The 20,858-nt window shown below is 72.7% G+C and carries 19 protein-coding genes; 7 read left to right on the top strand and 12 right to left on the bottom strand.

Going from position 1 to position 20,858, the window contains the following annotated elements; translation table 11 throughout:
* Positions 1–26: 26 nt before the first annotated feature.
* The 5 genes from ACFVUH_RS35460 to ACFVUH_RS35440 form a co-directional block, all read right to left on the bottom strand.
* Positions 27–860, bottom strand: coding sequence for a sulfurtransferase (locus ACFVUH_RS35460; protein WP_380681995.1), 834 nt, complete (start codon positions 858–860; stop codon positions 27–29).
* A gap of 251 nt (positions 861–1,111) precedes the next feature.
* Positions 1,112–1,192, bottom strand: coding sequence for an Ms5788A family Cys-rich leader peptide (locus tag ACFVUH_RS35455; protein WP_355358848.1), 81 nt, complete (start codon positions 1,190–1,192; stop codon positions 1,112–1,114).
* 236 nt (positions 1,193–1,428) lie between these two features.
* Entirely contained in the window at positions 1,429–2,145 is a 717-nt protein-coding gene (locus ACFVUH_RS35450; protein ID WP_387917656.1) for a DUF2993 domain-containing protein, read from the bottom strand.
* Between the two features lie 175 nt (positions 2,146–2,320).
* The gene (locus ACFVUH_RS35445; protein ID WP_387917655.1) at positions 2,321–3,901 is read right to left on the bottom strand and encodes a hypothetical protein; all 1,581 of its coding nucleotides are present in this window, start codon (positions 3,899–3,901) and stop codon (positions 2,321–2,323) included.
* A gap of 5 nt (positions 3,902–3,906) precedes the next feature.
* A complete protein-coding gene (locus ACFVUH_RS35440) occupies positions 3,907–4,206 on the bottom strand; it encodes a MoaD/ThiS family protein (protein WP_355357397.1) in 300 nt (99 codons plus the stop codon).
* Positions 4,207–4,887: 681 nt separating this feature from the next.
* Here ACFVUH_RS35440 and ACFVUH_RS35435 point away from each other — a divergent pair.
* From ACFVUH_RS35435 to ACFVUH_RS35415, 5 genes are all read left to right on the top strand, one after another.
* Positions 4,888–5,631, top strand: a complete 744-nt coding sequence (locus ACFVUH_RS35435; RefSeq protein WP_387917653.1) for a response regulator transcription factor — start codon at positions 4,888–4,890, stop codon at positions 5,629–5,631.
* A gap of 146 nt (positions 5,632–5,777) precedes the next feature.
* Positions 5,778–6,824: a LacI family DNA-binding transcriptional regulator gene (locus ACFVUH_RS35430; RefSeq protein WP_355357391.1), complete on the top strand. Its 1,047-nt coding sequence runs from the start codon at positions 5,778–5,780 to the stop codon at positions 6,822–6,824.
* 94 nt (positions 6,825–6,918) lie between these two features.
* Positions 6,919–8,094 (top strand): S1C family serine protease, encoded by a 1,176-nt coding sequence (locus ACFVUH_RS35425; RefSeq protein ID WP_387917651.1) that lies wholly within the window; start codon positions 6,919–6,921, stop codon positions 8,092–8,094.
* A gap of 57 nt (positions 8,095–8,151) precedes the next feature.
* The gene (locus ACFVUH_RS35420; protein WP_380681986.1) at positions 8,152–8,928 is read left to right on the top strand and encodes a response regulator transcription factor; all 777 of its coding nucleotides are present in this window, start codon (positions 8,152–8,154) and stop codon (positions 8,926–8,928) included.
* A complete protein-coding gene (locus tag ACFVUH_RS35415; RefSeq protein WP_387917649.1) occupies positions 8,925–10,424 on the top strand; it encodes a sensor histidine kinase in 1,500 nt (499 codons plus the stop codon). Before ACFVUH_RS35420 ends, ACFVUH_RS35415 begins: the two co-directional genes overlap by 4 nt.
* A 66-nt stretch (positions 10,425–10,490) precedes the next feature.
* Here ACFVUH_RS35415 and ACFVUH_RS35410 read toward each other — a convergent pair whose 3' ends face one another.
* The 6 genes from ACFVUH_RS35410 to ACFVUH_RS35385 form a co-directional block, all read right to left on the bottom strand.
* On the bottom strand, positions 10,491–12,281 hold the full coding sequence (locus tag ACFVUH_RS35410) for a bifunctional metallophosphatase/5'-nucleotidase (protein ID WP_355357379.1): 1,791 nt from the start codon (positions 12,279–12,281) through the stop codon (positions 10,491–10,493).
* A 179-nt stretch (positions 12,282–12,460) separates the two neighbouring features.
* Positions 12,461–13,810 (bottom strand): ATP-binding protein, encoded by a 1,350-nt coding sequence (locus tag ACFVUH_RS35405; protein ID WP_355357376.1) that lies wholly within the window; start codon positions 13,808–13,810, stop codon positions 12,461–12,463.
* 38 nt (positions 13,811–13,848) lie between these two features.
* On the bottom strand, positions 13,849–15,423 hold the full coding sequence (locus tag ACFVUH_RS35400) for an SCO6880 family protein (protein ID WP_355357373.1): 1,575 nt from the start codon (positions 15,421–15,423) through the stop codon (positions 13,849–13,851).
* Between the two features lie 7 nt (positions 15,424–15,430).
* A complete protein-coding gene (locus tag ACFVUH_RS35395) occupies positions 15,431–16,780 on the bottom strand; it encodes a hypothetical protein (RefSeq protein ID WP_387917646.1) in 1,350 nt (449 codons plus the stop codon).
* A gap of 1 nt (position 16,781) precedes the next feature.
* A complete protein-coding gene (locus ACFVUH_RS35390) occupies positions 16,782–17,585 on the bottom strand; it encodes a hypothetical protein (RefSeq protein WP_355357367.1) in 804 nt (267 codons plus the stop codon).
* A 259-nt stretch (positions 17,586–17,844) separates the two neighbouring features.
* Positions 17,845–18,195, bottom strand: a complete 351-nt coding sequence (locus ACFVUH_RS35385) for a hypothetical protein (RefSeq protein WP_355357364.1) — start codon at positions 18,193–18,195, stop codon at positions 17,845–17,847.
* A 248-nt stretch (positions 18,196–18,443) separates the two neighbouring features.
* Here ACFVUH_RS35385 and ACFVUH_RS35380 point away from each other — a divergent pair, with 248 nt between their 5' ends.
* Together ACFVUH_RS35380 and ACFVUH_RS35375 are read left to right on the top strand one after the other, a co-directional pair.
* Complete coding sequence (locus tag ACFVUH_RS35380; RefSeq protein ID WP_387917644.1) at positions 18,444–19,652, top strand: NlpC/P60 family protein; 1,209 nt, start codon at positions 18,444–18,446, stop codon at positions 19,650–19,652.
* Between the two features lie 196 nt (positions 19,653–19,848).
* Positions 19,849–20,568: a phosphatase PAP2 family protein gene (locus ACFVUH_RS35375; RefSeq protein WP_355357361.1), complete on the top strand. Its 720-nt coding sequence runs from the start codon at positions 19,849–19,851 to the stop codon at positions 20,566–20,568.
* Positions 20,569–20,639: 71 nt separating this feature from the next.
* Here ACFVUH_RS35375 and ACFVUH_RS35370 read toward each other — a convergent pair whose 3' ends face one another.
* Positions 20,640–20,831, bottom strand: a complete 192-nt coding sequence (locus ACFVUH_RS35370; protein WP_355357358.1) for a hypothetical protein — start codon at positions 20,829–20,831, stop codon at positions 20,640–20,642.
* Positions 20,832–20,858: the final 27 nt, after the last annotated feature.

Genomic DNA, 20,858 nt, shown 5'->3' with positions numbered 1-20,858 from the left:
TCTGCCTTACGGGTGGAGCCGGTGGCTCAGTTGCCGAGCTCGATCGGCACGCCGACGAGGCTGCCGTACTCGGTCCACGAGCCGTCGTAGTTCTTCACGTTCTCCTGGCCGAGCAGCTCGTGCAGGACGAACCAGGTGAGCGCGGAGCGCTCGCCGATGCGGCAGTAGGCGATGGTGTCCGTCGCCAGGTCGACGCCCTCGGCCTCGTACAGGGCCTTGAGCTCGTCGTCGCTCTTGAAGGTGCCGTCGTCGTTGGCGTTCTTGGCCCACGGGATGTTGCGCGCGGTCGGCACGTGGCCGGGGCGCTGCGACTGCTCCTGCGGGAGGTGGGCCGGGGCGAGCAGCTTGCCGGAGAACTCGTCGGGCGAGCGGACGTCGACCAGGTTGAGGTTCCCGATGGCGGCGATCACGTCGTCGCGGAAGGCGCGGATCGAGGAGTCGGCGGCCTGCGCCGTGTACTCGGTCGCGGCGCGCTGCGGCACCTCGGCGACCAGGTCGCGGGAGTCCAGCTCCCACTTCTTGCGGCCGCCGTCGAGCAGGCGGACGTCGCCGTGGCCGTACAGCTTGAAGTACCAGTAGGCGTAGGAGGCGAACCAGTTGTTGTTGCCGCCGTAGAGGACGACGGTGTCGTCGTTGGCGATGCCCTTGGCGCTGAGCAGCGCCTCGAAGCCGGCCTGGTCGATGAAGTCGCGGCGGACCGGGTCCTGGAGGTCGTCCTTCCAGTCGATCCGGACCGCGTTGCGGATGTGGTTCTTGTCGTACGCGGAGGTGTCCTCGTCGACCTCGACGATCACGACCTTCGGGTCGTCCAGGTGGGCCTGGACCCAGTCGGCGTCGACCAGGACGTCGCTGCGGCTCATGGTGATGTTCTCCATCCGGGGGCGGTTGGCGGAAGGTGCTCGCTGCTTCGGGGTGCTGCTGCTCAGCGGTGGTGCGGGTCGCCCGTCGGCCATCGGTCCGAATTCCTGTCCGAATAATGGGACAGGAGCCGGTGTGCGGCGCGACCGGGCGGTGTGTGGCGGAGTACGGCGGGAACGCCCGGCCAGAGGGGCCGGCTGCGGTCACCGGAAGAAATCGGCGGCGGGGGCAACTGCCCTGCCTGGACGCCGAGTTAAGGCATTCGACACAGACAGGCGGCCACGCGGCACAGGTCTACCGCCCGCCGCTTGGTGAGGTCCGTCTGTCGCTTCATGCGAACGATGCTAGGGACACCCGACGCCCGCTGTCACCAGCGTATCGAATGGCGAGACCAGGTGGCTCACATCATGGGATTTGACCATTTCATGGGCGTCGGGAACCGGCCGGGACCCGGGCCGTGGGCGCCCGGAGGGGGGCCGGGAGGCGGGAACGACACCGCTCCGCGGCCGACGCTGGACAGCGCGTCTCGCGGAGCGGAACGACGGAACGGTTGGCGGGGAGGTGTTCGGGTCAGCCGATGAGCTTGATGCCCTTGCCGTCGAAGCCCAGCCGGAGGCCGTCCTCCTGCGGCGTGACCGAGGACAGGTTCAGCCCGGCGGGCAGCGTGGAGAGGGTGAAGCTGATCAGGGCGAGGGTCTGGTCGGACACCCCGGCCAGCAGCGAGGCCATCGAACTCAGCTTGAACCCGTCCACCGTCACGGTGTCGCCCTTGCTGTGCACCGCGGCGTCGCCGATCGGGAACGGCCCCAGCGAGGCCTTGACCTTGCCCGGACCGCCGTAGGAGAGGCTCAGCCGGGTGCCGGCGCCCAGCGAGAGCCGGCCCGCGTTCGGCACCAGCTCCGAGGCCGGCGGCAGCAGACCGGACAGGTCCGCGTAGGTGATCAGCGCGGAGCCGGTCCCGCTGTCCACGGTGGCGCTGCTCATGTTGCCGCTCACCTCGACACCGGAGAGCTCGGCCCGGAACGCGTGCAGGGACACCTTGTCCTTGCCCTCGCCGACGGTCAGCGCGTCCGAGGAGATCCGCACGTCGTCCAGCTTCTTCGAGACGACCTGGGTGAGGAACGGGAAGCCCTCGATCGAGACGTCCGGCTTCCGGCTCATCCGGCCGCTCTTCAGGATCTGGTCGGCCGCCTCGTCCTCGGCGACGCCGACGGCGATCCGGTCGGCGCCCACCAGCACGCCGGAGAGCACCACCACGCCGATCGTCGCCTTCAGCCAGCCGCGCATCGCTCTCCCCCGTCGTCGCCGGTCGCTGTCGTCCGTCGTTGTCGTTCGTGGTTCGTGGTTCGTGGTGCTCATCGCGGCCGGCCGTGCGGATCGGGCCGTTCCGGTGCGGCCGCTCCCGCACGACCGTACGACGTCCCGCCCCGGAGCATGGTTCCGGGACGGGACGTCGCGGCGGTCAGCCGAGCAGCGCGGTGGCGATCCAGACCAGCGGTGCGGACACCGCCAGCGGCAGGGCCACGCCCGCCGTCATGTGCACGAACCTGGACGGGAAGTCGTACGCGGCCACCCGGCGTCCGATCAGCGCACCGAGACCGGCCGCCACGCCCAGGAACGGCGGCGCGCCGACCGCGAAGCCCAGACCGACCGCCGCGGCCAGGCCCAGCAGCGGGCCCAGCCAGCGCGGTCCCGGCAGCGGCGCAGCCGCCAGCAGGGTCGCCAGCGCGACCGCGCCGACCGCCGCCGGCACCCAGTCCGCCAGCAGCAGCGCGGTGCAGAGCACCGTCACCACGGTGGCGGAGCCGAGCACGGTGAGCGCGTAGAAGCGCTCCTTCGGATCGGCCGGCCGGAACGTCTGCAGCACCAGGACCAGCAGGAAGAACCCGCCGAGCGTGCCCACCACCGCGGCCGTGCCGCCGTCCGCGTCGGCCAGCAGCACCGAGACGTCGGCCACCACACCGGACAGCGCGGCCAGCGCGATGCCCTGGCGGGCCGGCCACATGCCGTTCAGCCGGAACCAGCCGGCCGCCGTCAGGCCCTGGAGCAGGACGAGCACCAGGGCGAGCGGCACCTGGCCGAGCGCCGCGCCGCCGGCCAGCAGGGCGGCGGCGCCGGCGGTGATCAGGGCCGGCTGGAGGCCCGGGTCGTGGATCGGCGAACCGGTCCGCACGGGCGCGGCCGGGGCCGCCGCCTGAACCGGGGACGGCTGGGCGACGGGGGCCATGGGGGTCGCGGGCGGGAACGGCGGCGTGCCCAGGGACGGCGCCGGGCCGGGGAACGGCGCGGCGGGACCGGCGGGCGCCGCGTGCGCGTTCTGCGCCGCCCGGGCGGCCCGCGCGGCGCGGGCCGCGGCCGGGTCGGTCAGCACGGGGGCCGGGGGCTCCGGGCGCTTGAGCGTCATGGTCGGCTGGTCCAGGCCCTGTCCGTGGTCCGGGGACTGGACCGGCGGGTAGGCCTGGGCCTGGGCTTGCGCCGGCGCGGACGCGGGCGCCGGGGGATCCGTCCGACGGTGCGACCGGCCGCGCCGCGGCCCGGTGTAGGGCCGCGCCGGCCCCTGGACCGCATCCGGGGCCGGAGCCTGGGCCGGGGCGTGTGCCTGGGCCTGGGCCGGCGGCATCGGGCCCGACGCCGACACGGGCGGGAGCAGCGCGGTGGGAGCGTCGTCCAGCGACGGCACCGGCGGGAGCAGCGTCGTCGCGGCGTCGTCCGTACCCGGTCCGGCGCCGTACGGCGGCTGCCCGTACGCCTGCCCGCCGTACGCCTGCCCGCCGTACGGCGCCTGGCCCGCGCCGGGGGCGTACGGCTGCGCCGCGTGCCCCTGCTGCGCATAGGGATCCGGCGCGTACGCCTGCTGCGGGGCGTACGGATACGGCGGCTGCCCGGGCTGGTAACCCTGCGGCGGCTGCTGAGGCTGCTGCTGCGGCTGGTACGGCGGCTGCCCGTACGGGTACTGCGGCGGGTACGGCGGCTGCGGCTGCTGGGCCTGCTGGGGCTGGGCCTGCTGGGGCTGCCCCTCGGGGGTTCCGTTCATCCCGGTCATGCCGCTCACCCGCCCGCGAACGGGGGGAGGACCTCGATCGTCCCGCCCTCGGTGAGCGCCACGGTCGCGCGGTCACGGCCGCCCACCGGCGAGCCGTCCACCAGGTAGGAGCAGTGACCGAGCAGCCGGACCAGCTTCGGCCGGTCCGCGTGCCGCTCCTCGGCCCGCGCCAGCGCCTCGGCCAGGGTCGCCGCCAGGTACGGCTCCTCGGCCAGCCCGGCCTCCGACTTCGCCGCCGCCCAGTAGCGGATCGTCCCGCTCACCCGAACGGCGGCCGCCGGGTCGTGCCCGGTGGTCGCGCCCATGGCAACCCCTTCTCGTCGTCCTCGCCCGGGCCCGGGTGTCCCGGCCGGGTCCACCACCGGTGCGCCCGCGCCTCGCCCGAAAGGTGTACGCGCGCGGTGCCGCCGATGTGTCCCCCATGATGTCGTGTTCGCCCGCGCGAGCGGCAATCGCCCTGGCCCGGCGCCCGGCGGCGCCGTCGCGAAGCTGTGGCCGGGCTCACCCGGGGCGCGCCCGAAAAGGCCGGACCGCCGGATTCGAGCCCTCCCGGCGCGGTGGGCCGGTCGGCTATCCTCGATCCGTGAGGGATCCGGGCAGAGTCGCCCCCGGATCCTTTTGTGCTTTCAGGACGCCAGTACGGACGTCCGTGCGAATCGTCGGCCCACCCCCGGCGTGCCGCAGGGACCGCCCCGCCACACACGGCACAACGAGGTGCCGGGACGAGGCCGGGGCGTCGGACAACCCCGGCTCCGGGCCGCCGCCCGGGACGGGCCAGGACCGGAAGGTTCGCGGATGAGCAGGGCAGAAACGGTGCACCGGGGGTCACAGGACCCCCTGGGCGTGCGCCGTCCGGCCGCGCGCGCCGCCGGATCCCCCGCGTCCCCCCTGGCCTCCGTCTCCTCCCCCTCATCAGCACCTGCGCCATCCGGCCGTGGCGGCGACCGGAACGCGACCGCGACGACCCGGAAAGGGGACTACCGGGTATGAGTTCTCTGCTCCTCCTCACCAACGCGCTGCAGCCCTCCGCGGAGGTCCTGCCCGCGCTCGGCCTGCTGCTGCACAACGTCCGGGTGGCCCCCGCCGAGGGCGCCGCCCTGGTCGACACGCCCAGCGCCGACGTCATCCTGGTGGACGGCAGGCGTGACCTGCCGCAGATCCGCAGCCTCTGCCAGCTGCTGCGCTCCACCGGCATCGGCTGCCCGCTGATCCTGGTGGTCACCGAGGGCGGCCTGGCCGCCGTCACCGCCGAATGGGGCATCGACGACGTCCTGCTCGACACCGCCGGCCCCGCCGAGGTCGAGGCCCGGCTGCGGCTCGCCCTCGGCCGGCTCCAGGTGTCCACCGACGACAGCCCGATGGAGATCCGCAACGGCGACCTCTCGGTCGACGAGGCCACCTACTCGGCCAAGCTCAAGGGCCGGGTGCTCGACCTCACCTTCAAGGAGTTCGAGCTGCTCAAGTACCTCGCCCAGCACCCCGGCCGGGTCTTCACCCGGGCGCAGCTGCTCCAGGAGGTCTGGGGCTACGACTACTTCGGCGGCACCCGGACGGTCGACGTGCACGTCCGTCGGCTGCGCGCCAAGCTCGGCGTCGAGCACGAGGGCCTGATCGGCACCGTGCGCAACGTCGGCTACCGCTTCGTCGTCCCCGACAAGGGGGACAAGGGCGAGCGGGCCGAGCGGAACGATCCGCCGGCCCGGCGCTCCCCGGCCGCCCTGGAGGCCTGACCGGTCGGCCGGACGGGGCCGCGCCGCCCCGCCCCGCCCGGCCTGTCCGGGTTCGTCCCGACCCGTCCGGGGTGCCCCGCGCGCCACGCCCGCCCGACGCGGGTCCCCCGCTGCCCGGCCGCATGCCACACGCGTAGACTCCCCCCGTGGCCAAAGTGACGCGCGACGACGTAGCCCGACTGGCTGGTACCTCGACCGCGGTCGTCAGCTACGTGATCAACAACGGACCGCGCCCGGTCGCGCCCGCCACCCGGGAGAAGGTGCTCGCCGCGATCGAGCAGCTCGGCTACCGGCCGAACAGCGTCGCGCAGGCGATGGCCTCCCGCCGCACCAACCTGATCGGCATGGTCGTCCCGGACGCCCGCCAGCCGTTCTTCGCCGAGATGGCGCACGCCGTCGAACGGGCCGCCTCCGAACGCGGCAAGCTCGTCCTGATCGGCAACTCCGACTACGTCGACGACCGCGAGGTCCACTACGTCCGCGCCTTCCTCGGCATGCGGGTCTCCGGCCTGATCCTGGTCAGCCAGGGCCCCTCCCAGCGGGCCGCCGAGGAGTTCGCCGCCATGGAGGGCGCCAAGGTGGTGCTGCTGCACCGCCGGCCCGAGGCGATCGACGACGTCGCGGTGGTCACCGACGACGTGGCCGGCGCCGAGACGGTCGTCCGCCACCTGCTGGAGGTGCACGGGCACCCGTACGTGGCCTGCTTCGGCGGCCCGGTGGAGTCCCCCGCGCCCGGCGACCCGGTCATCGACCACGTCGAGGGCTGGCAGCGCGCCATGGACGCGCACGGCCTGCCCACCGAACCGCACCTGATCGACGCGCCGTTCCACCGCTACGGCGCCTTCGACGTCGCGCTCGACCTGCTGCGCTCCGGGAACCGCCCGCCGGCGATCTTCTGCTCCACCGACGACCAGGCCATCGGCGTGCTGCGGGCCGCCCGCGAACTGGGCCTGCGGGTGCCGGAGGACCTCGCGGTGGCCGGGTTCGACGACGTGCCGGAGGCCGCGCTCGCCGACCCGCCGCTGACCACCGTCGCCTCCGACCGCGACGCGATGGCCCGGGCCGCGGTGGACCTGGTGCTGGACGACTCGCTGATGGTGCCCGGCTCGGACACCGAACGGGTCCGCACCTTCCCGTCGCGCCTGGTCGTACGGCGTTCCTGCGGCTGCTCGCCGGACGGCGCCGACTCGTAGCCTGACCAGGCTTTATGAGAAGTCAACGGGCTTCTCGGGGCGTTCTGAGCGGACTCTCATCGGATTCTCATCCACCGGGCGGACGTTGGTCGCCATGAGCGATCACCAGCAGTGGCAGCACCGCACCGACGGCGAGCAGTACGACGGCCCGTACGGGTACCCGCAGCCCCGGATCATCCCGGGCACCGTCCTCGACAGCACCACGCAGGACCGCACCGCGCAGGACCACGCCGGGTACGACGGCACCGGGTACGACGGCACCGGGTTCGGCACCGCCGCCCACCCCGCCGCCGGCACCCCGCCCCCTCCCCCGGCCCCGCCGGTCCCGCCCGAGGCGGGCACGGCACCCACTCCCGGCAGCCCCGGCCACCGCGCCCGGCGCGGCCTGCTGCGCGGCCGGCTCGCCCTGGTCACCGCCGTCGCCGCGATCGCCGCCGTCCTCGGCGGCGTCACCGGCGGCCTCGTCGCCGCCCGGGACCACGACTCCACCGCCCGCACCGGCACCATCGCCAGCCCGGTCGCCGCCCGCTCCGACGGCAGCGCCGACGTCGCCGCCGTCGCGGCTGCCGTCTCCCCCAGCGTCGTCCAGATCACCGTGAAGACCGCGAACGGCACCGCCACCGGCACCGGCGTGGTACTCACGGCGGACGGGCAGATCCTCACCAACTACCACGTGGTCTCCGGCGCGGCCGGCGGCGGCCAGATCACCGTCACCTTCCACGACGGCTCCACCGCCCGGGCCGCGCTCACCGGCACCGACAAGGGCCTGGACGCCGCCGTGATCACCGCCGGCGGCTCCCACAAGCTCACCCCCGCCGTCCTCGGCAATTCCTCCGCCGTCGCGGTCGGCGACCCCGTCGTCGCCATCGGCAACCCCGAGGGCCTCACCGGCACCGTCACCTCCGGCATCATCAGCGCCGAGCACCGCGAGGTCACCGTCCAGCTCGACGAGGGCACCACCGGCGGCAACGGCGGCTTCGGCCTCCCCAACCTGCCCGGACTGCGCGGCACCGCCCCGCAGGGCGGCGGCGAGACCGCCACCTACCAGGCCTTCCAGACCGACGCCGCGCTCAACCCCGGCAACTCCGGCGGCCCGCTCATCAACGCGAGCGGGCAGGTCATCGCCGTCAACTCGGCCATGTACTCGCCGAGCGGGTCCAGCGCCACGGCCGGCGGCAGCGGAGCCGGCAGCGTCGGCCTCGGCTTCGCCATCCCGATCGACGACATCAAGCAGGTGCTGCCGAAGCTGCAGTCCGGCCAGAACATCTGACCACGTCCGACAATTGACCCGAGCAGGCCCTCCCGCCACCAGAAAGGGCAACCGCCGATGACCCCGTCCGCCGACGACCGCACCCCCGCCGAGCCCGGGCACCAGACCAGCGCCCGGCTCCTCGTGGTCGACGACGAACCCGCGCTCCGGGACGCCCTGGAGAGCAGCCTCGCCTTCGAGGGCTACGAGGTCGCCACCGCCACCGACGGCTACGAGGCGCTGGAGTCCGTCGAACGCGAACGGCCGGACCTCGTCCTGCTCGACATCATGATGCCCAGGATGGACGGCCTCACCGCCGTCCGCCGGATGCGCTCGCGCGGCGACACCGTCCCGGTGCTGATGCTCACCGCCCGGGACGCCGTCGGCGACCGGGTCACCGGCCTCGACGTCGGCGCCGACGACTACCTCGCCAAGCCCTTCGAACTCGACGAGCTGCTCGCCCGGGTGCGCGCCCTGCTGCGGCGCAACGCGCTCGCCACCGAGGCCGCCGCCCGGGCGGCCGCCGTCGAGGAGGAGACCGACGTCCTCGCCTTCGCGGACCTGCGGATGAACACCGCCACCCGCGAGGTCACCCGGGCCGGCCGCCCTGTCGAACTGACCCGCACCGAGTTCATGCTGCTGGAGATGTTCCTCGCCCACCCCCGCCAGGTGCTCACCCGCGAGCAGATCCTCAAGGCGGTCTGGGGCTTCGACTTCGAGCCCTCGTCCAACTCGCTGGACGTGTACGTGATGTACCTGCGCCGCAAGACCGAGCAGGGCGGCCTGCCCCGGCTCATCCAGACCGTCCGCGGAGTCGGCTACGCGCTCCGCCCCGCCGCCGGCACCACCGCGTGAGCCCCACCGTCCCGCCGCCCCCGCTCACCCCGCCCCGCATCCCGCGCCGCGGCCGCCTCACCACCTGGTACCGCGCCCGCTCGCTGCGCACCCGCCTCACCTTCCTCACGGCGGCGGCGGTGGCGGTGGCGATCGCGCTCTCGGCGCTGGCGTGCTGGTTCATCGTGGAGCGCAAGCAGTACGACCTGGTCAAGCAGGACCTCGCTGGAGCACCTCCGCTGCCGCCGGTTCCGCCGCCGCTCACCAAACCGATTTGCGCCAAAACCCCCCGGGAGGCGCTGGCCAAGGTGGCGGCCACGCCGGCCGTCACCGCCGACCCGCCCCGTTTCGACTCCCAGGTGGTCACCACCGACTGGAGCACGGTCTGTCTGCGGATCAACTCGACCAGGGCCATCGAACTGCGCCCGAGCGACCGGGCCATCCTCACCCTCGACGCCGGCGAGTCCCGTACCCGCACGGGCAACTACACCGATGGCACCCCCGCGATGGTCAAGGTCGCCTGGTACTACGACCGCGACACCGGCCAGCCTGTCGTGGTGATGAACGCCCTCTCCACGAAGCCCGTCGAGCAGTCCCTGAACCAGCTCGCCTTCATCCTCGGCGGCGTCGCGCTCGGCGGCATCATCCTCGCCGGTGTCGCCGGCCGGCTCGTCGCCCGCTCCGCGCTCAAGCCCGTCGACCAGCTGACCGACGCCGTCGAGCACATCGCCCGCACCGAGGAGGTCGGCACCACCATCCCCGTGCAGGGCGAGGACGAGATCGCCCGGCTCTCCACCTCGTTCAACTCCATGAGCACCGCGCTCGCCAACTCCCGCGAACGGCAGACCCGCCTGATCGCCGACGCCGGACACGAGCTGCGCACCCCGCTCACCTCCCTGCGCACCAACGTCGACCTGCTGATCCGCAGCGACGACACCGGCCGTCCGCTCCCGCCCGCCACCCGCACCAAGCTGCTCGGCAACATGAAGGCCCAGATGCAGGAGCTCACCGTCCTGATCGGCGACCTGCTCCAGCTGTCCCGCCCGGACTCCCCCAAACCGGTCCGCACGCTCGCCGTGGTCGCCCTGCACGAGATCGCCGAACGGGCCGTGGAGCGCGCCAAGCTGCGCGGTCCGGGGCTGGTCTTCGAGACGGCCACCGCGCCCTGGTACGTGCACGCCGACGCGGCCGCCCTGGAGCGCGCGGTGATCAACCTGCTGGACAACGCGGTGAAGTACAGCCCGCCCGGCGGCACCGTCGAGGTCCGGCTCGACGCGGGCGTGCTGACCGTCCGCGACCACGGTCCCGGCATCCCCCCGGACGAGCTCCCGTACGTCTTCGACCGCTTCTGGCGCTCCCCCTCCTCGCGCCAGCTCCCGGGCTCGGGCCTCGGGCTGTCGATCGTGGCGCAGAGCGTCCGGGAGGCCGGCGGCGAGGTGTCGCTCGGCCCCGCCCGGGACGGCGGCCCGGGCACCCTCGCCACCGTCCGTCTGCCCGGCGGCCCCGCCCCCGCATAACCGGAAGGGGCGGGGCGCCCCGACAGCGCCCCGCCCCTGGTCGGCTCACGGCCGGCGACCCTCGGCTCAGCCGGTGGTGCCGCCCGCGGTGATGATCTTGATCCGGTCCTGCGCCGGGGCCTTCAGCGGCGCGGCGGCCGAGCTGTTGGCACCCAGGTAGGCGGCGAAGACGTCCAGGTCGGAGGCGCCGACGAGCTTGTCGGTGCCGGCCGCGAAGGCCGGGAAGCCGTCGCCGCCGCCGGCCAGGAACTCGTTGGCCGCGACCCGGTACTTGGCGGCCGGGTCGACCGGCGCGCCGTTGAGGCGGATCGAGTCGACGACGATCCGGTCCGCGCCCTTGTTGCGCATGTCCAGCGTGTAGCTGAGCGACTTGGACGGCTGGAGGATCTTCGGCGAGGCCTCGTTGGAGCCGCTGACCTGCTGCTGCAGCAGCTGGATCAGCTGGGCACCGGTCAGCGTCTTGACCTGCATCATGTTGGTGAACGGCTGGACGGTGAACGCCTCGCCGTAGGTCACCACGCCGTCGCCCTCGGCGCCGCTCGCCTTGTAGACGAGGTCGGCGCGGATGCCGCCGGGGTTCATGAAGGCGACCTGCGCGCCGCCCTTGTCGGCGGGCGCGAGGCCGACCTGCTGGGCGTCGGCGATGACGTCGCCGAGCGGCTTCTCCAGGTCGCTGTTGCCACGGCCGTTGATGTCCGAGGCGATGTAGCCGATCGGGCGGTTGGCGATCGGCGCGGCCAGCTTCGAGTAGTGGTCGATCAGCTGGGTCAGGTCCGGGGCCTTCTCGACCGTCCGGCGCACGATGTGGTTCTCCGCCTTGACCGACGGGCGCACGATGGTGCCGCTGGCCTTGTCGAGCTTCAGGTCGATCTCGGTGTACAGCCGGCCGAAGGAGGCGGCGCTGGTCACCGAGCGCGGCACGCCCTGCGGGTCCGGGATGGTGCAGGCGTACGCGTTGTGGGTGTGGCCGGTGACGATGGCGCCGACCGCCGGGTCGATCTTCTTGGCGATGTCGACGATCGGGCCGGAGATGCCCTGGCCGGCCGCGCCGCAGTCGTAGTTGTAGGTGCTGCTGGCCGGCAGGCCGCCCTCGTGGATCAGCGCGACGATCGAGTTGACGCCCTTGGCCTTCAGCTCGGCCGCGTACTTGTTGATCGTGTCGACCTCGCCCGCGAACTTCAGGCCCTTGACGCCCTCGGCGGTGACGATGTTCGGCGTGCCCTCCAGGGTGACGCCGATGAAGCCGATCTTGACGCCCTGGGACTTGGTCACCCAGTACGGGGCCAGCACCGGCTTGCCGGTCTTCTCGCTGGTGACGTTGGCCGACAGGTAGTTGAAGTTGGCGCCCGCGAACTTGCGCCCCTCCTCGTAGCAGCCGTCGGTCGGGTGGCAGCCGCCGTTCTGCAGGCGCAGCAGCTCGGCCGAGCCCTCGTCGAACTCGTGGTTGCCGACCGAGGAGACGTCCAGGCCGAGCTTGTCCAGCGCCTCGATGGTGGGCTCGTCGTGGAAGAGCGCCGAGGTCAGCGGCGAGGCGCCGACCAGGTCGCCGGCGGCGACGGTGATCGAGTCGTCGGCGGGGATGCGGGCCTGGCGCAGCGCGGTGGCGAGGTACTCGACGCCGCCGGCCGGGGTGCTGACCGGCTGGCCGGTGGCCGGGTCGATCTCGCGGATGGTCCCGGACGAACCGGCCGGGGGCTCCAGATTGCCGTGCAGGTCGTTGATGGCCAGCAACTGGAGGTTGACGGTCTTGGGCTTGGCGGTCGCGGCCTGGGCCGCGGACGGCATGGCCACCGTGCCGACGAGGCCGGCCGCGGCGACGACGGCCAGCGCCGACCGTCGAGTTCTGACGGAGAGCATGTAGGGGGTCCCCTGCACCTGTGAGAGCGCCCAGCTGTGGACAGGCCCGGGCGCGCGAGACGAGTGTCGTTGCGCGAGTGCAGCCTAGAGTCAACGCGCGTAGCTGTCAGGCCCCCGGACGTAACGACAGGGTTACCTACTGACGAATCGTCGTCGGACTTTCTCCGCCGGGCCGGGCCTCAGACACCCGGCTCGGCCGCCAACTGCCGGTCGGCCCGCACCCGTTCGGCCACCGCGTCCTCGGTCATCGCGCGGTCGGTGTAGACCAGCGGGCGTTCCGCATCGGTGATGATGTGCTTCACCACCTGGACGTTGCCGTTGACGTCCCAGACCGCGATGCCCGGCGAGAGCGTGGGGATGATCTCCACCGCCCAGCGCGGCAGGCCGAGCACCCGCCCGGTGGCGCGCGCCTCCTCGGCCTTCTGCATGTAGATGGTCCGGGTGGAGGCCATCTTGAGGATCGCCGAAGCCTCCTTGGCCGCCGCCCCGTCCACCACGTCCGACAGGTGGTGCACCACGGCGACGAAGGACAGGCCCAGCCGGCGGCCGAACTTCAGCAGCCGCTGGAACAGCTGTGCCACGAAGGGGCTGTTGATGATGTGCCAGGCCTCCTCGACCAGGAAGATCCGCTTCTTGCGGTCCGGCCTGATCCAGGTGTGCTCCAGCCAGACCCCGACGATCGCCATCAGGATCGGCATCGCGATCGAGTTGCGGTCGATGTGCGAGAGGTCGAAGACGATCAGCGGCGCGTCCAGGTCGATGCCGTCGGTGGTCGACCCGTCGAACATGCCCCGCAGGTCGCCGTCGACCAGCCGGTCCAGCACCAGCGCGACGTCCAGGCCCCAGGACTGCACGTCCTTCACCGCCACGCCCAGCGACTCCACCGAGGACAGCTCGGGGTTGCGCAGGGTGTCGATGATGTCGTTCAGCACCGGCTGCCGGTCCCGGACCGTCGCCACCACGTGCGCGTGCGCGGCCTTCAGCGCGAAGCCCGCCCGCTCCTCCAGCCCGCGCCCCATCGCCACCTCGATGATGGTGCGCAGCAGCGACAGCTGCCCCGTCTGGGTGATCGCCGGGTCCAGCGGGTTCAGCTTCACCCCGCCGTCCCGGGCCGCCATCGGGTCCAGCCGGATCGACTTTATGCCCAGCGCATTGGCGATCAGGTTCCACTCGCCGACCCCGTCCTCGCCCTGCGCGTCCAGCACCACCACCTGCCGGTCCCGGAAGCGCAGTTGGCGCAGCACATAGGTCTTCTCCAGCGCCGACTTGCCGTTGCCGGACTCCCCCAGCACCAGCCAGTGCGGGGCCGGCAGCTGCTGGCCGTACAGCTGGAACGGGTCGTAGACGTACCCCTTCCCGCTGTACACCTCCCGTCCGATGATCACCCCGGAGTCGCCCAGCCCCGGCGCGGCGGTCGGCAGGTAGACCGCCTGCGCCTGGCCGGTGGAGGTGCGCACCGGCAGCCGGGTGGTCTCCACCTTGCCGAACATCAGGGTGGTGAACGCGTCGGTGAGGTTGCCGATCGCCATACGGGGGCCTCCAGATCAGTCGCTCGGCCGGTGCCCGCTCAGCGGCGGATACCGGTGGCGAACGGCAGGGTGTTGACGAACGCGCGGTGGTGCTCGCGGTCGCACCACTCCAGCTTCAGGTAGCTCTTGCCCGCCGACGCCCGGATCGTCCGCTTGTCCCGGGCCAGCGCGTCGGGGTTGCGCGAGGAGACCGTGATGTAACCGACCAGGTTGACGCCGGCCGCGCCGGACGCCAGGTCGTCACCGCGCTGGTCCACCCGGCCGGTGTGGGCCAGGTCGCGCGGGTCGATCGTCCGGTTCATCTTGGCGGCCCGGCTGGCCTCCGCCTCGTCGTTGGTCTTCTCGGTGAGCATCCGCTCGATCGCGACGTCCGTGGGCTCCAGATCCATCGTCACCGCCACCGTCCGGATCACGTCCGGGGTGTGCACCAGCAGCGGCGCCAGGAAGTTGACGCCGACCGGGGTCAGCGGCCACTCCTTGATCCACGCGGTGGCGTGGCACCACGGCTCCCGGGTCGCCGACTCGCGGGTCTTCGCCTCCAGGTACTGCGGGTGGGTCGCGTCCAGCTCGGCCGGCCAGGCGTTCCGCTTGGACATCGCCTGGATGTGGTCGATCGGGTGGTCCGGGTCGTACATCGAGTGCAGCAGCGAGGAGAGCCGGGCCTGGCCCAGCGGCTGCCGCACCCGGATGTCCGCCTCCGCCAGCCGCGCGCAGATGTCGGTCAGCTCGCGCGCCATCACCGCGGCCAGCCCCTCGTCGTCCCGGGCCCGCCGCCCGGTCGCGGTGCGGCCCATCGCGTGCGCCTCGGCCGCGAGGTCCCGGGTGTAGTGCATGCACGCCACCAGGTACGCCCGGTGCTGCTCCGACGAGGTCGACACCATCGACTGCAGCTGGTCGTACGAGTCCATCAGCCAGCGCGGCGCACCCGGGTCGCCGCGCCGCTCCACGTCCTTGGCGTGCGCGTCCGGGTCGGCCGGCAGGGTGCGGGCCAGGATCTGCAGCCGGGTCACGAAGCCGTCCCCGTTCGCGACGTGCTTCAGCAGCGTCCCGAACCGGTCGACCAGCGCCTCCTGGTCCTCCGAGTCGCGCAACCCGACACCCGGACCCTCGATCTCGATCGCCGCCGTCACCGTGCGCCGCTCCAGGTGCATCAGCACCCCGACCTCGTCCGGCCCGAACGGCGCCGACAGCCAGCGCAGCCGCCCCACCCCCGGCGGCGGCCCGATCTCCACCTCACGGCCGTCCAACCGCGTCCCGGCGTCCATCGCGTCCGACTTCCACACCGCCCGGCCGCTGCGGACCGTCCGGCGGTAGGTGCGGTTGATCTCCACCCACTTGTAGAACGTCCGGCGCCGGTACGGCACGTACACCGCCGCGATCGCCAGCACGGGCAGGCCCACCAGCCCGGCGATGCGCAACGGCAGGATCGGCATCATCAGGCCCCAGACCATGCCGAGGAAGGCCCCGAAGATGATCAGCACGATCTCCCCGGACTCCCGGTTCCGGCCGATCGGCGCGTTCGGGCGGGCCTTGCCGATCAGGTAGGTACGGCGCTGGTGCACGTACGGCTGGGCGTACTGGGCGCCGTACTGGCCGAGTGGTTCGCTGCTCACTTACCCGTCACCCTCCCTTCGCTGGATTGCTGTCGCGGACCGCACCCGAGGACTGGGCCGGCGGCCCGGCCTGCGCCGGCGGCGCGGGCGTGCGCGCCGCGTGGGCGGCGATGCCCGGGGCGACCGAACCGCCGCCCGCGCCCGAACCGCCCCCGCCGCCACCCGCCTGCGGGCCGCGGTCGCCGTGCGTGCTGATGCCCTGTCGCATGAAGTTCGCGGTCCCGTTGATCATCGCCGATCCGGCCGACACCGCACTCGCCCGGGCCCGGCGCATGTTCATCATCTCGTCCCCGAAGCCCGGCACGAACCGGTACACGGAGGCGCTCGCGAAGATCGACAGGAACAGGATCGCCAGCCCCGACAGCACCCGCGCGAAGTCGTCGCTCGCGCCCGCCCCGGCCGACACCGCACCGGCCAGCCCGAGGATGATCACGATGATCGGCTTCGCCAGGTCCACCGCCACCATCACCCCCGCCCAGCGGCGCACGTGCTTCCACAACTGCTTGTCCACCAGCCCCGCGTACACCGCCGTCCCCAGCAGCGCACCCACGTACAACATCGCCGCCCGGATCAGCAGCTCGATCCAGAGCACCGCCGCCGCCAGCACCGCCACCAGCGAGGTGATGATCAGGATCAGCGGCCCGCCGCCGATGTCACCCTTCTCCAGGGTGTCCGCGAACCCGCCCAGGTACGTCCCGGTGTCCGACTTCGTCCCCACCGCGATCGCCTTGGTCAGCCCGTCGGTCGCGCTCACCACCGTGTACAGGATCAACGGCGTGAACGCCGACGCGATCACCGTCAGCCACAGGAACCCGATCGCCTCCGAGATCGCCGTCGCCAACGGCGCCCCGCGCACCGCCCGCTTGGTCACCGCGAGCAGCCAGAGCACCAGCGTGATGATCGTCGACGCCGCGAACACCACCGCGTACTGCTGCAGGAACGACGCATTGGTGAAGTCCACCTCCGTCGTCCCGTCGATCGACCCCGACAGCTTCCGCACCACCCACGCCGCCGCCTGCGCACACCCCTTCGCCAACGACCCCAACGGATCCGTCACCGACCCCACCGTCCCACTCCCGGGGATGACCACGGCGCCGTTCGGGGCACAGCCCGCGTCGCTGCCGGGAATCGGGAGGTCCACCTTCTGGCAGGTCGCCGTCGGGGACGGGGAGGCGGACGGCGAGCCCGTCGGGGACGGCTCGGCGAAGACCCGCTGGGCCGCGAGGAGTGCGCCGAGCTGGAGGGTCGCCAACGCGCCCGCCAGCGTCCCGGCGCGGCGGACGGCGGTCCGCGGGGCGCCCCCGGCCGCGGTGCCGCGGCGTGGGCCGCGGCGGGCCGCCGGCGGGGCGACGGTCATCTCAACGGGCATAGCGGAAACCCCCGAACTGCTGGACGGCGCCGGTGATCTCCTCGGCGGTGGCGGCCTGTTCATCTCCCGGCATGGGGGCGGGCCCCTGCCGGCTCGTGTAGTCCGTGAGCTTCCAGTCGCTGCCCGTCCAGCGCAGGGAGAGGGTGAGCGTGAACCAGCTCGTCACCACCGGCAGCATGGAGCGCTCGCCGGCGAGGCCGGTCAGGCCGGTGCACCAGACCTCGGCCTTGGTCTCCGCATCGGTGTAGCCGACTGACTTGGTACCCACCGGAATGGTGCGGCTGACGAAGGTGAGGCCCTTGGGCGCCCGGCCCTGGGCGTCCAGGCCGTAGCGGGCCACCGTGTCGCCGCCGAACCCCTGGTCCAGGCGGGACTGGAGGGTCGGGGCGGTGGCCGGGTCGGCGATGGTGGTGATGATGGTGTGGCGGGTGTCGGTGCGGAACATGTCGGCGGAGCCGATGGCCACCGCGTAGTTGGCGGCGGCGGACTGGGCACCCTGGTCGGTGTGCGGGAAGCCGGAGGCGATGCCGTTGGCGGTGGTGGTGACGGGCTGTTCGCCGCTGGAGGCCGCGGTGGCGGCGGCCCGGTCGGCGGAGCGGCCGGTGTTGCCGGTGCCGGGGTCGGGCTTGCCCCGGTTGGCCACCGAGATCGCCAGCACGAGCAGGGCGACGACGAGGAGCGCGGTCAGCAGGGTGCGCAGCGGTCGCGCCTGAAGGGCGCCCGGCTGGGAGGAGGGCTGTTCGCCGACCGGCAGCCGCGTACGGGTGTGCGGCTGGTCGTCGGACAACGGCACGGCGGCCCTCCTGGTGCGGGGAGCCGGCTGGCGGCTCCGGGGGCCCCTCCGGCCGTGGGCGGGCGCGGAGGGAAGGGGTGATGGATGGATTCCCGGCGGGGCTCCGAGCATTCACGGATGCCCGGACAGACGTACAGACGGTCGGACGATCGGACAGGCCGGTCGGCGCCGCAGGCGCCGCCGTCACGTCACGACGGCCCGAAGGATCCGAAGAGTCCGAACCGCCGCTTCCGTCCCGACTGTCCGATCTGCCTGTTCGTCAGATCGCCATGCCGTACACAATGGTGAACAGAGTGCCGAGTGATCCAATGATGAACACGCCGGTCAGCCCCGCGATGATCAGCCCCTTGCCCTGTTCGGCGCCGAAGCTGTCGCGCATCGCGGTGGCGCCGATCCGCTGCTTGGCCGCGCCCCAGACGGCGAGGCCCAGGCAGGCCAGGATGGCAACGGCCATGACGACCTCGACCATCACCCGGGCCTCCGACCCGAGGCTCGCGAACGGGCCCCAGTCCGGGGCGATCCCGCCGATGATGGTGTCGATATTCGGCTTCTTTGGAGGGTCCTCGGCCAGGTGGCCGATCGCGATGCTCTGCACGCTGCTCTGGTTCATTTCCATCTCACCGCCCGATCAGGCAAATTCAAGGGCCCAGACCCCGCCCGCGCGAAGGGTCGGTACCTATTCTTGGCCAGATCTGATGTCGACTTGGCTACTTCTCGCGGATTGGTCGTGAGGCATCGGACACGTACGCGAGGATGTCCACCGTACGAAGGATAGCGCTCACTCTTTGTATCTCTGATGATTGCGGTGAGCAACGCCTTCCGGGACACTTCGACTGACGATTCGTCGGGATGGTGCTGATGGTACTCCGGAAAGGCGGTACGGCCGCCGCTGCTGCGGGAGTTGTCCTCGCCGGCTTCGTCGGCCTGGTGACGCTCGGGACGTATGCGGCGAGCGGGACGCCACAGCAGCAGGGCAATGCCGCCGGGCTCTCCCCGGGGACCGTTCCGGCCGCCTTCCAGGCGCAGATCGAACAGTGGGGCCGGCTCTGCCCCGATCTCTCCCCCCCGTTGCTCGCGGCGCAGTTGTACCAGGAAAGCGGTTTCGACCCGCGGGCCCGTTCCGGTGTGGGTGCGGAGGGCCTGGCGCAGTTCATGCCGGGCACCTGGGCGTCGTACGGCACGGACGGCAACAACGACGGCCGACGGGACCCCTGGGACCCGCTGGACGCCATCGCCTCGGCGGCCACCTTCGACTGCGCGCTCGCCCGGGACGTCTCCAAGGTCCCGGGCGACCGTCAGTCCAACATGCTGGCCGCCTACAACGCCGGGCCGGGCGCGGTGACGAAGTACCAGGGAGTGCCGCCGTACCGGGAGACCCAGGGGTACGTGCGGAACATCCTGGCGACGGCCCGCAGCTTCGCCGCCCCGGTCACCCCGTCCGCCCCGGTGGAGGTCTCGGCGCAGTCGGCGGGCGCCATCTACTTCGCCCAGACCAAGCTCGGCACCCCGTACCTGTGGGGCGGCGACGGAAAAGCGTGGCAGAACGGAAGGTTCGACTGCTCCGGGCTCACCAAGGCCGCGTTCGAGAGCGTGGGCATCACCCTGCCCCGCGTGGCCAACGACCAGTGGTACGCCGGTCCGCACCCCTCGCGCGACCAGCTGCGCCCGGGGGACCTGGTGTTCTGGGCGACCGATCTGACCGATCCGCGGAGCATCCACCACGTCGGCATCTACGTGGGCGGCGGGTACATGATCAACGCTCCGCACACCAACGCGGTGATCCGCTACGACAAGATCGACACCCGGGAGTACATCGGCGCCACCCGGGTCACCTCGGACGGCGCTCAGGCCCTGCCGGACCGCAACGACGACGGCGGGGTGATCGCCCCCAGCCGCCCCGGCGACCCGGCCCAGACGCCGGCCCCGACACCCACGCCGGCCCCGCCCGCCCCGGCCGCGCAGCCGACGGCCCCGGCCGTACCGCCCGGCCGGTCCGGTGCCGCTGCGGCCGCCGGGGCACCCGGCGCCGGGGCGGCAGGTTCAGGTCAACTCCCCGCAAAGAACTGAACCCCGCCCACCCGCCGGGTGTGCGCGCGGTGTGGACGCTGAGTCAAGTTTCCATAACTGCGTGTTTCCGTGGAACGCTGTATGCCAGTGATGACGTTGTGTCCGGTGGCCGACCGTCAACCGCCGCGCACCAGGCGGCGGCAGGTGGGCCACGGTGCGAACGACCAGGTGCAGCGGACCCAGAAGGAGGTGCGGCGTGTCGACGCCGCTTGCCGACACGACCAACCCCGACCTCGGGCTGCTCTACGCCGTCAACGGCCTGGCCAGACACGCCCCGGCCGCCCTGGACCACCTGGTCTCCTGGGTCGGCGAGTACGGCATCCTGATCGGCCTGGCCCTGCTGGGCCTGGTGGGCTGGCTGCGGGCCCGGCGGCGTCCGGACGCCCCGGTGGCGGTCGCCGGGCTGCTCTGGGCCCCGCTGGCGGTCGCCATCGCCGAGCTGGCCAACCTGCCGATCTCGGCGATCGTGGACCGCCCCCGGCCCTTCGTGGACCACCCCGGGCTGGAGGTGCTGGTCGAGGGCAAGGCCGGCACCTACTCCTTCGTCAGCGACCACTCCACGATGTCGATGGGCATCGCGGTGGCGCTGTTCCTGGTCAACCGGCGGCTCGGCTGGATCGCCGGCGGCCTGGCCCTGCTGCAGGGCTTCTGCCGGATGTACATGGGCGTCCACTACCCGACCGACGTGATCGGCGGCTTCGCGCTCGCCACCGCGGTGGTGCTGCTGCTGGCGCCGATCGCGATGGCCGTGCTCGTGCCGCTCTGCCACGCGATCGCGCGCACGCCGCTGGCCCCGCTGATCCGCGCCGGACGGGGCGCCGAGCGGGGTCCGGGCCGGCCGGGCCGGCGTGGCGGCGGGACTCGGGGCACCGTCCGTGCCGAGGAGCAGTCGCGGGAGTCCGACCTCGCCGCCTGAGACGACCGCCCAGGACGACTGCCCGGGACGGCCGCCCGGGACGGCCGCCCGGAACGGTCCCCCGGGACGGCCTACCCCGGGACCGCCCCGCTGTCGGCGAGGTGGGCGTCCGCCTCGCGCCGGGAGAGGTCGCGCGAGCGCCGGGCCGGCGAGAACCAGCCGCAACTGCAGGTCGCTAAGGAGAAGGAGCCGCGTTCGCTGATCGCGACGCAGTGCTCGGGCGTCGGGGTGGTGCCGGGTACCGCCGGCAGCTCACTGTGCACGTGGTTCACGGTAACGCGCCGGGGCTC

The sequence above is a fragment of the Kitasatospora sp. NPDC058032 genome, from assembly GCF_042885845.1.
GTDB lineage: Bacteria > Actinomycetota > Actinomycetes > Streptomycetales > Streptomycetaceae > Kitasatospora.
Note: the sequence above shows the minus strand (reverse complement) of the source record. Positions and strands in the feature narration are given on the sequence as shown.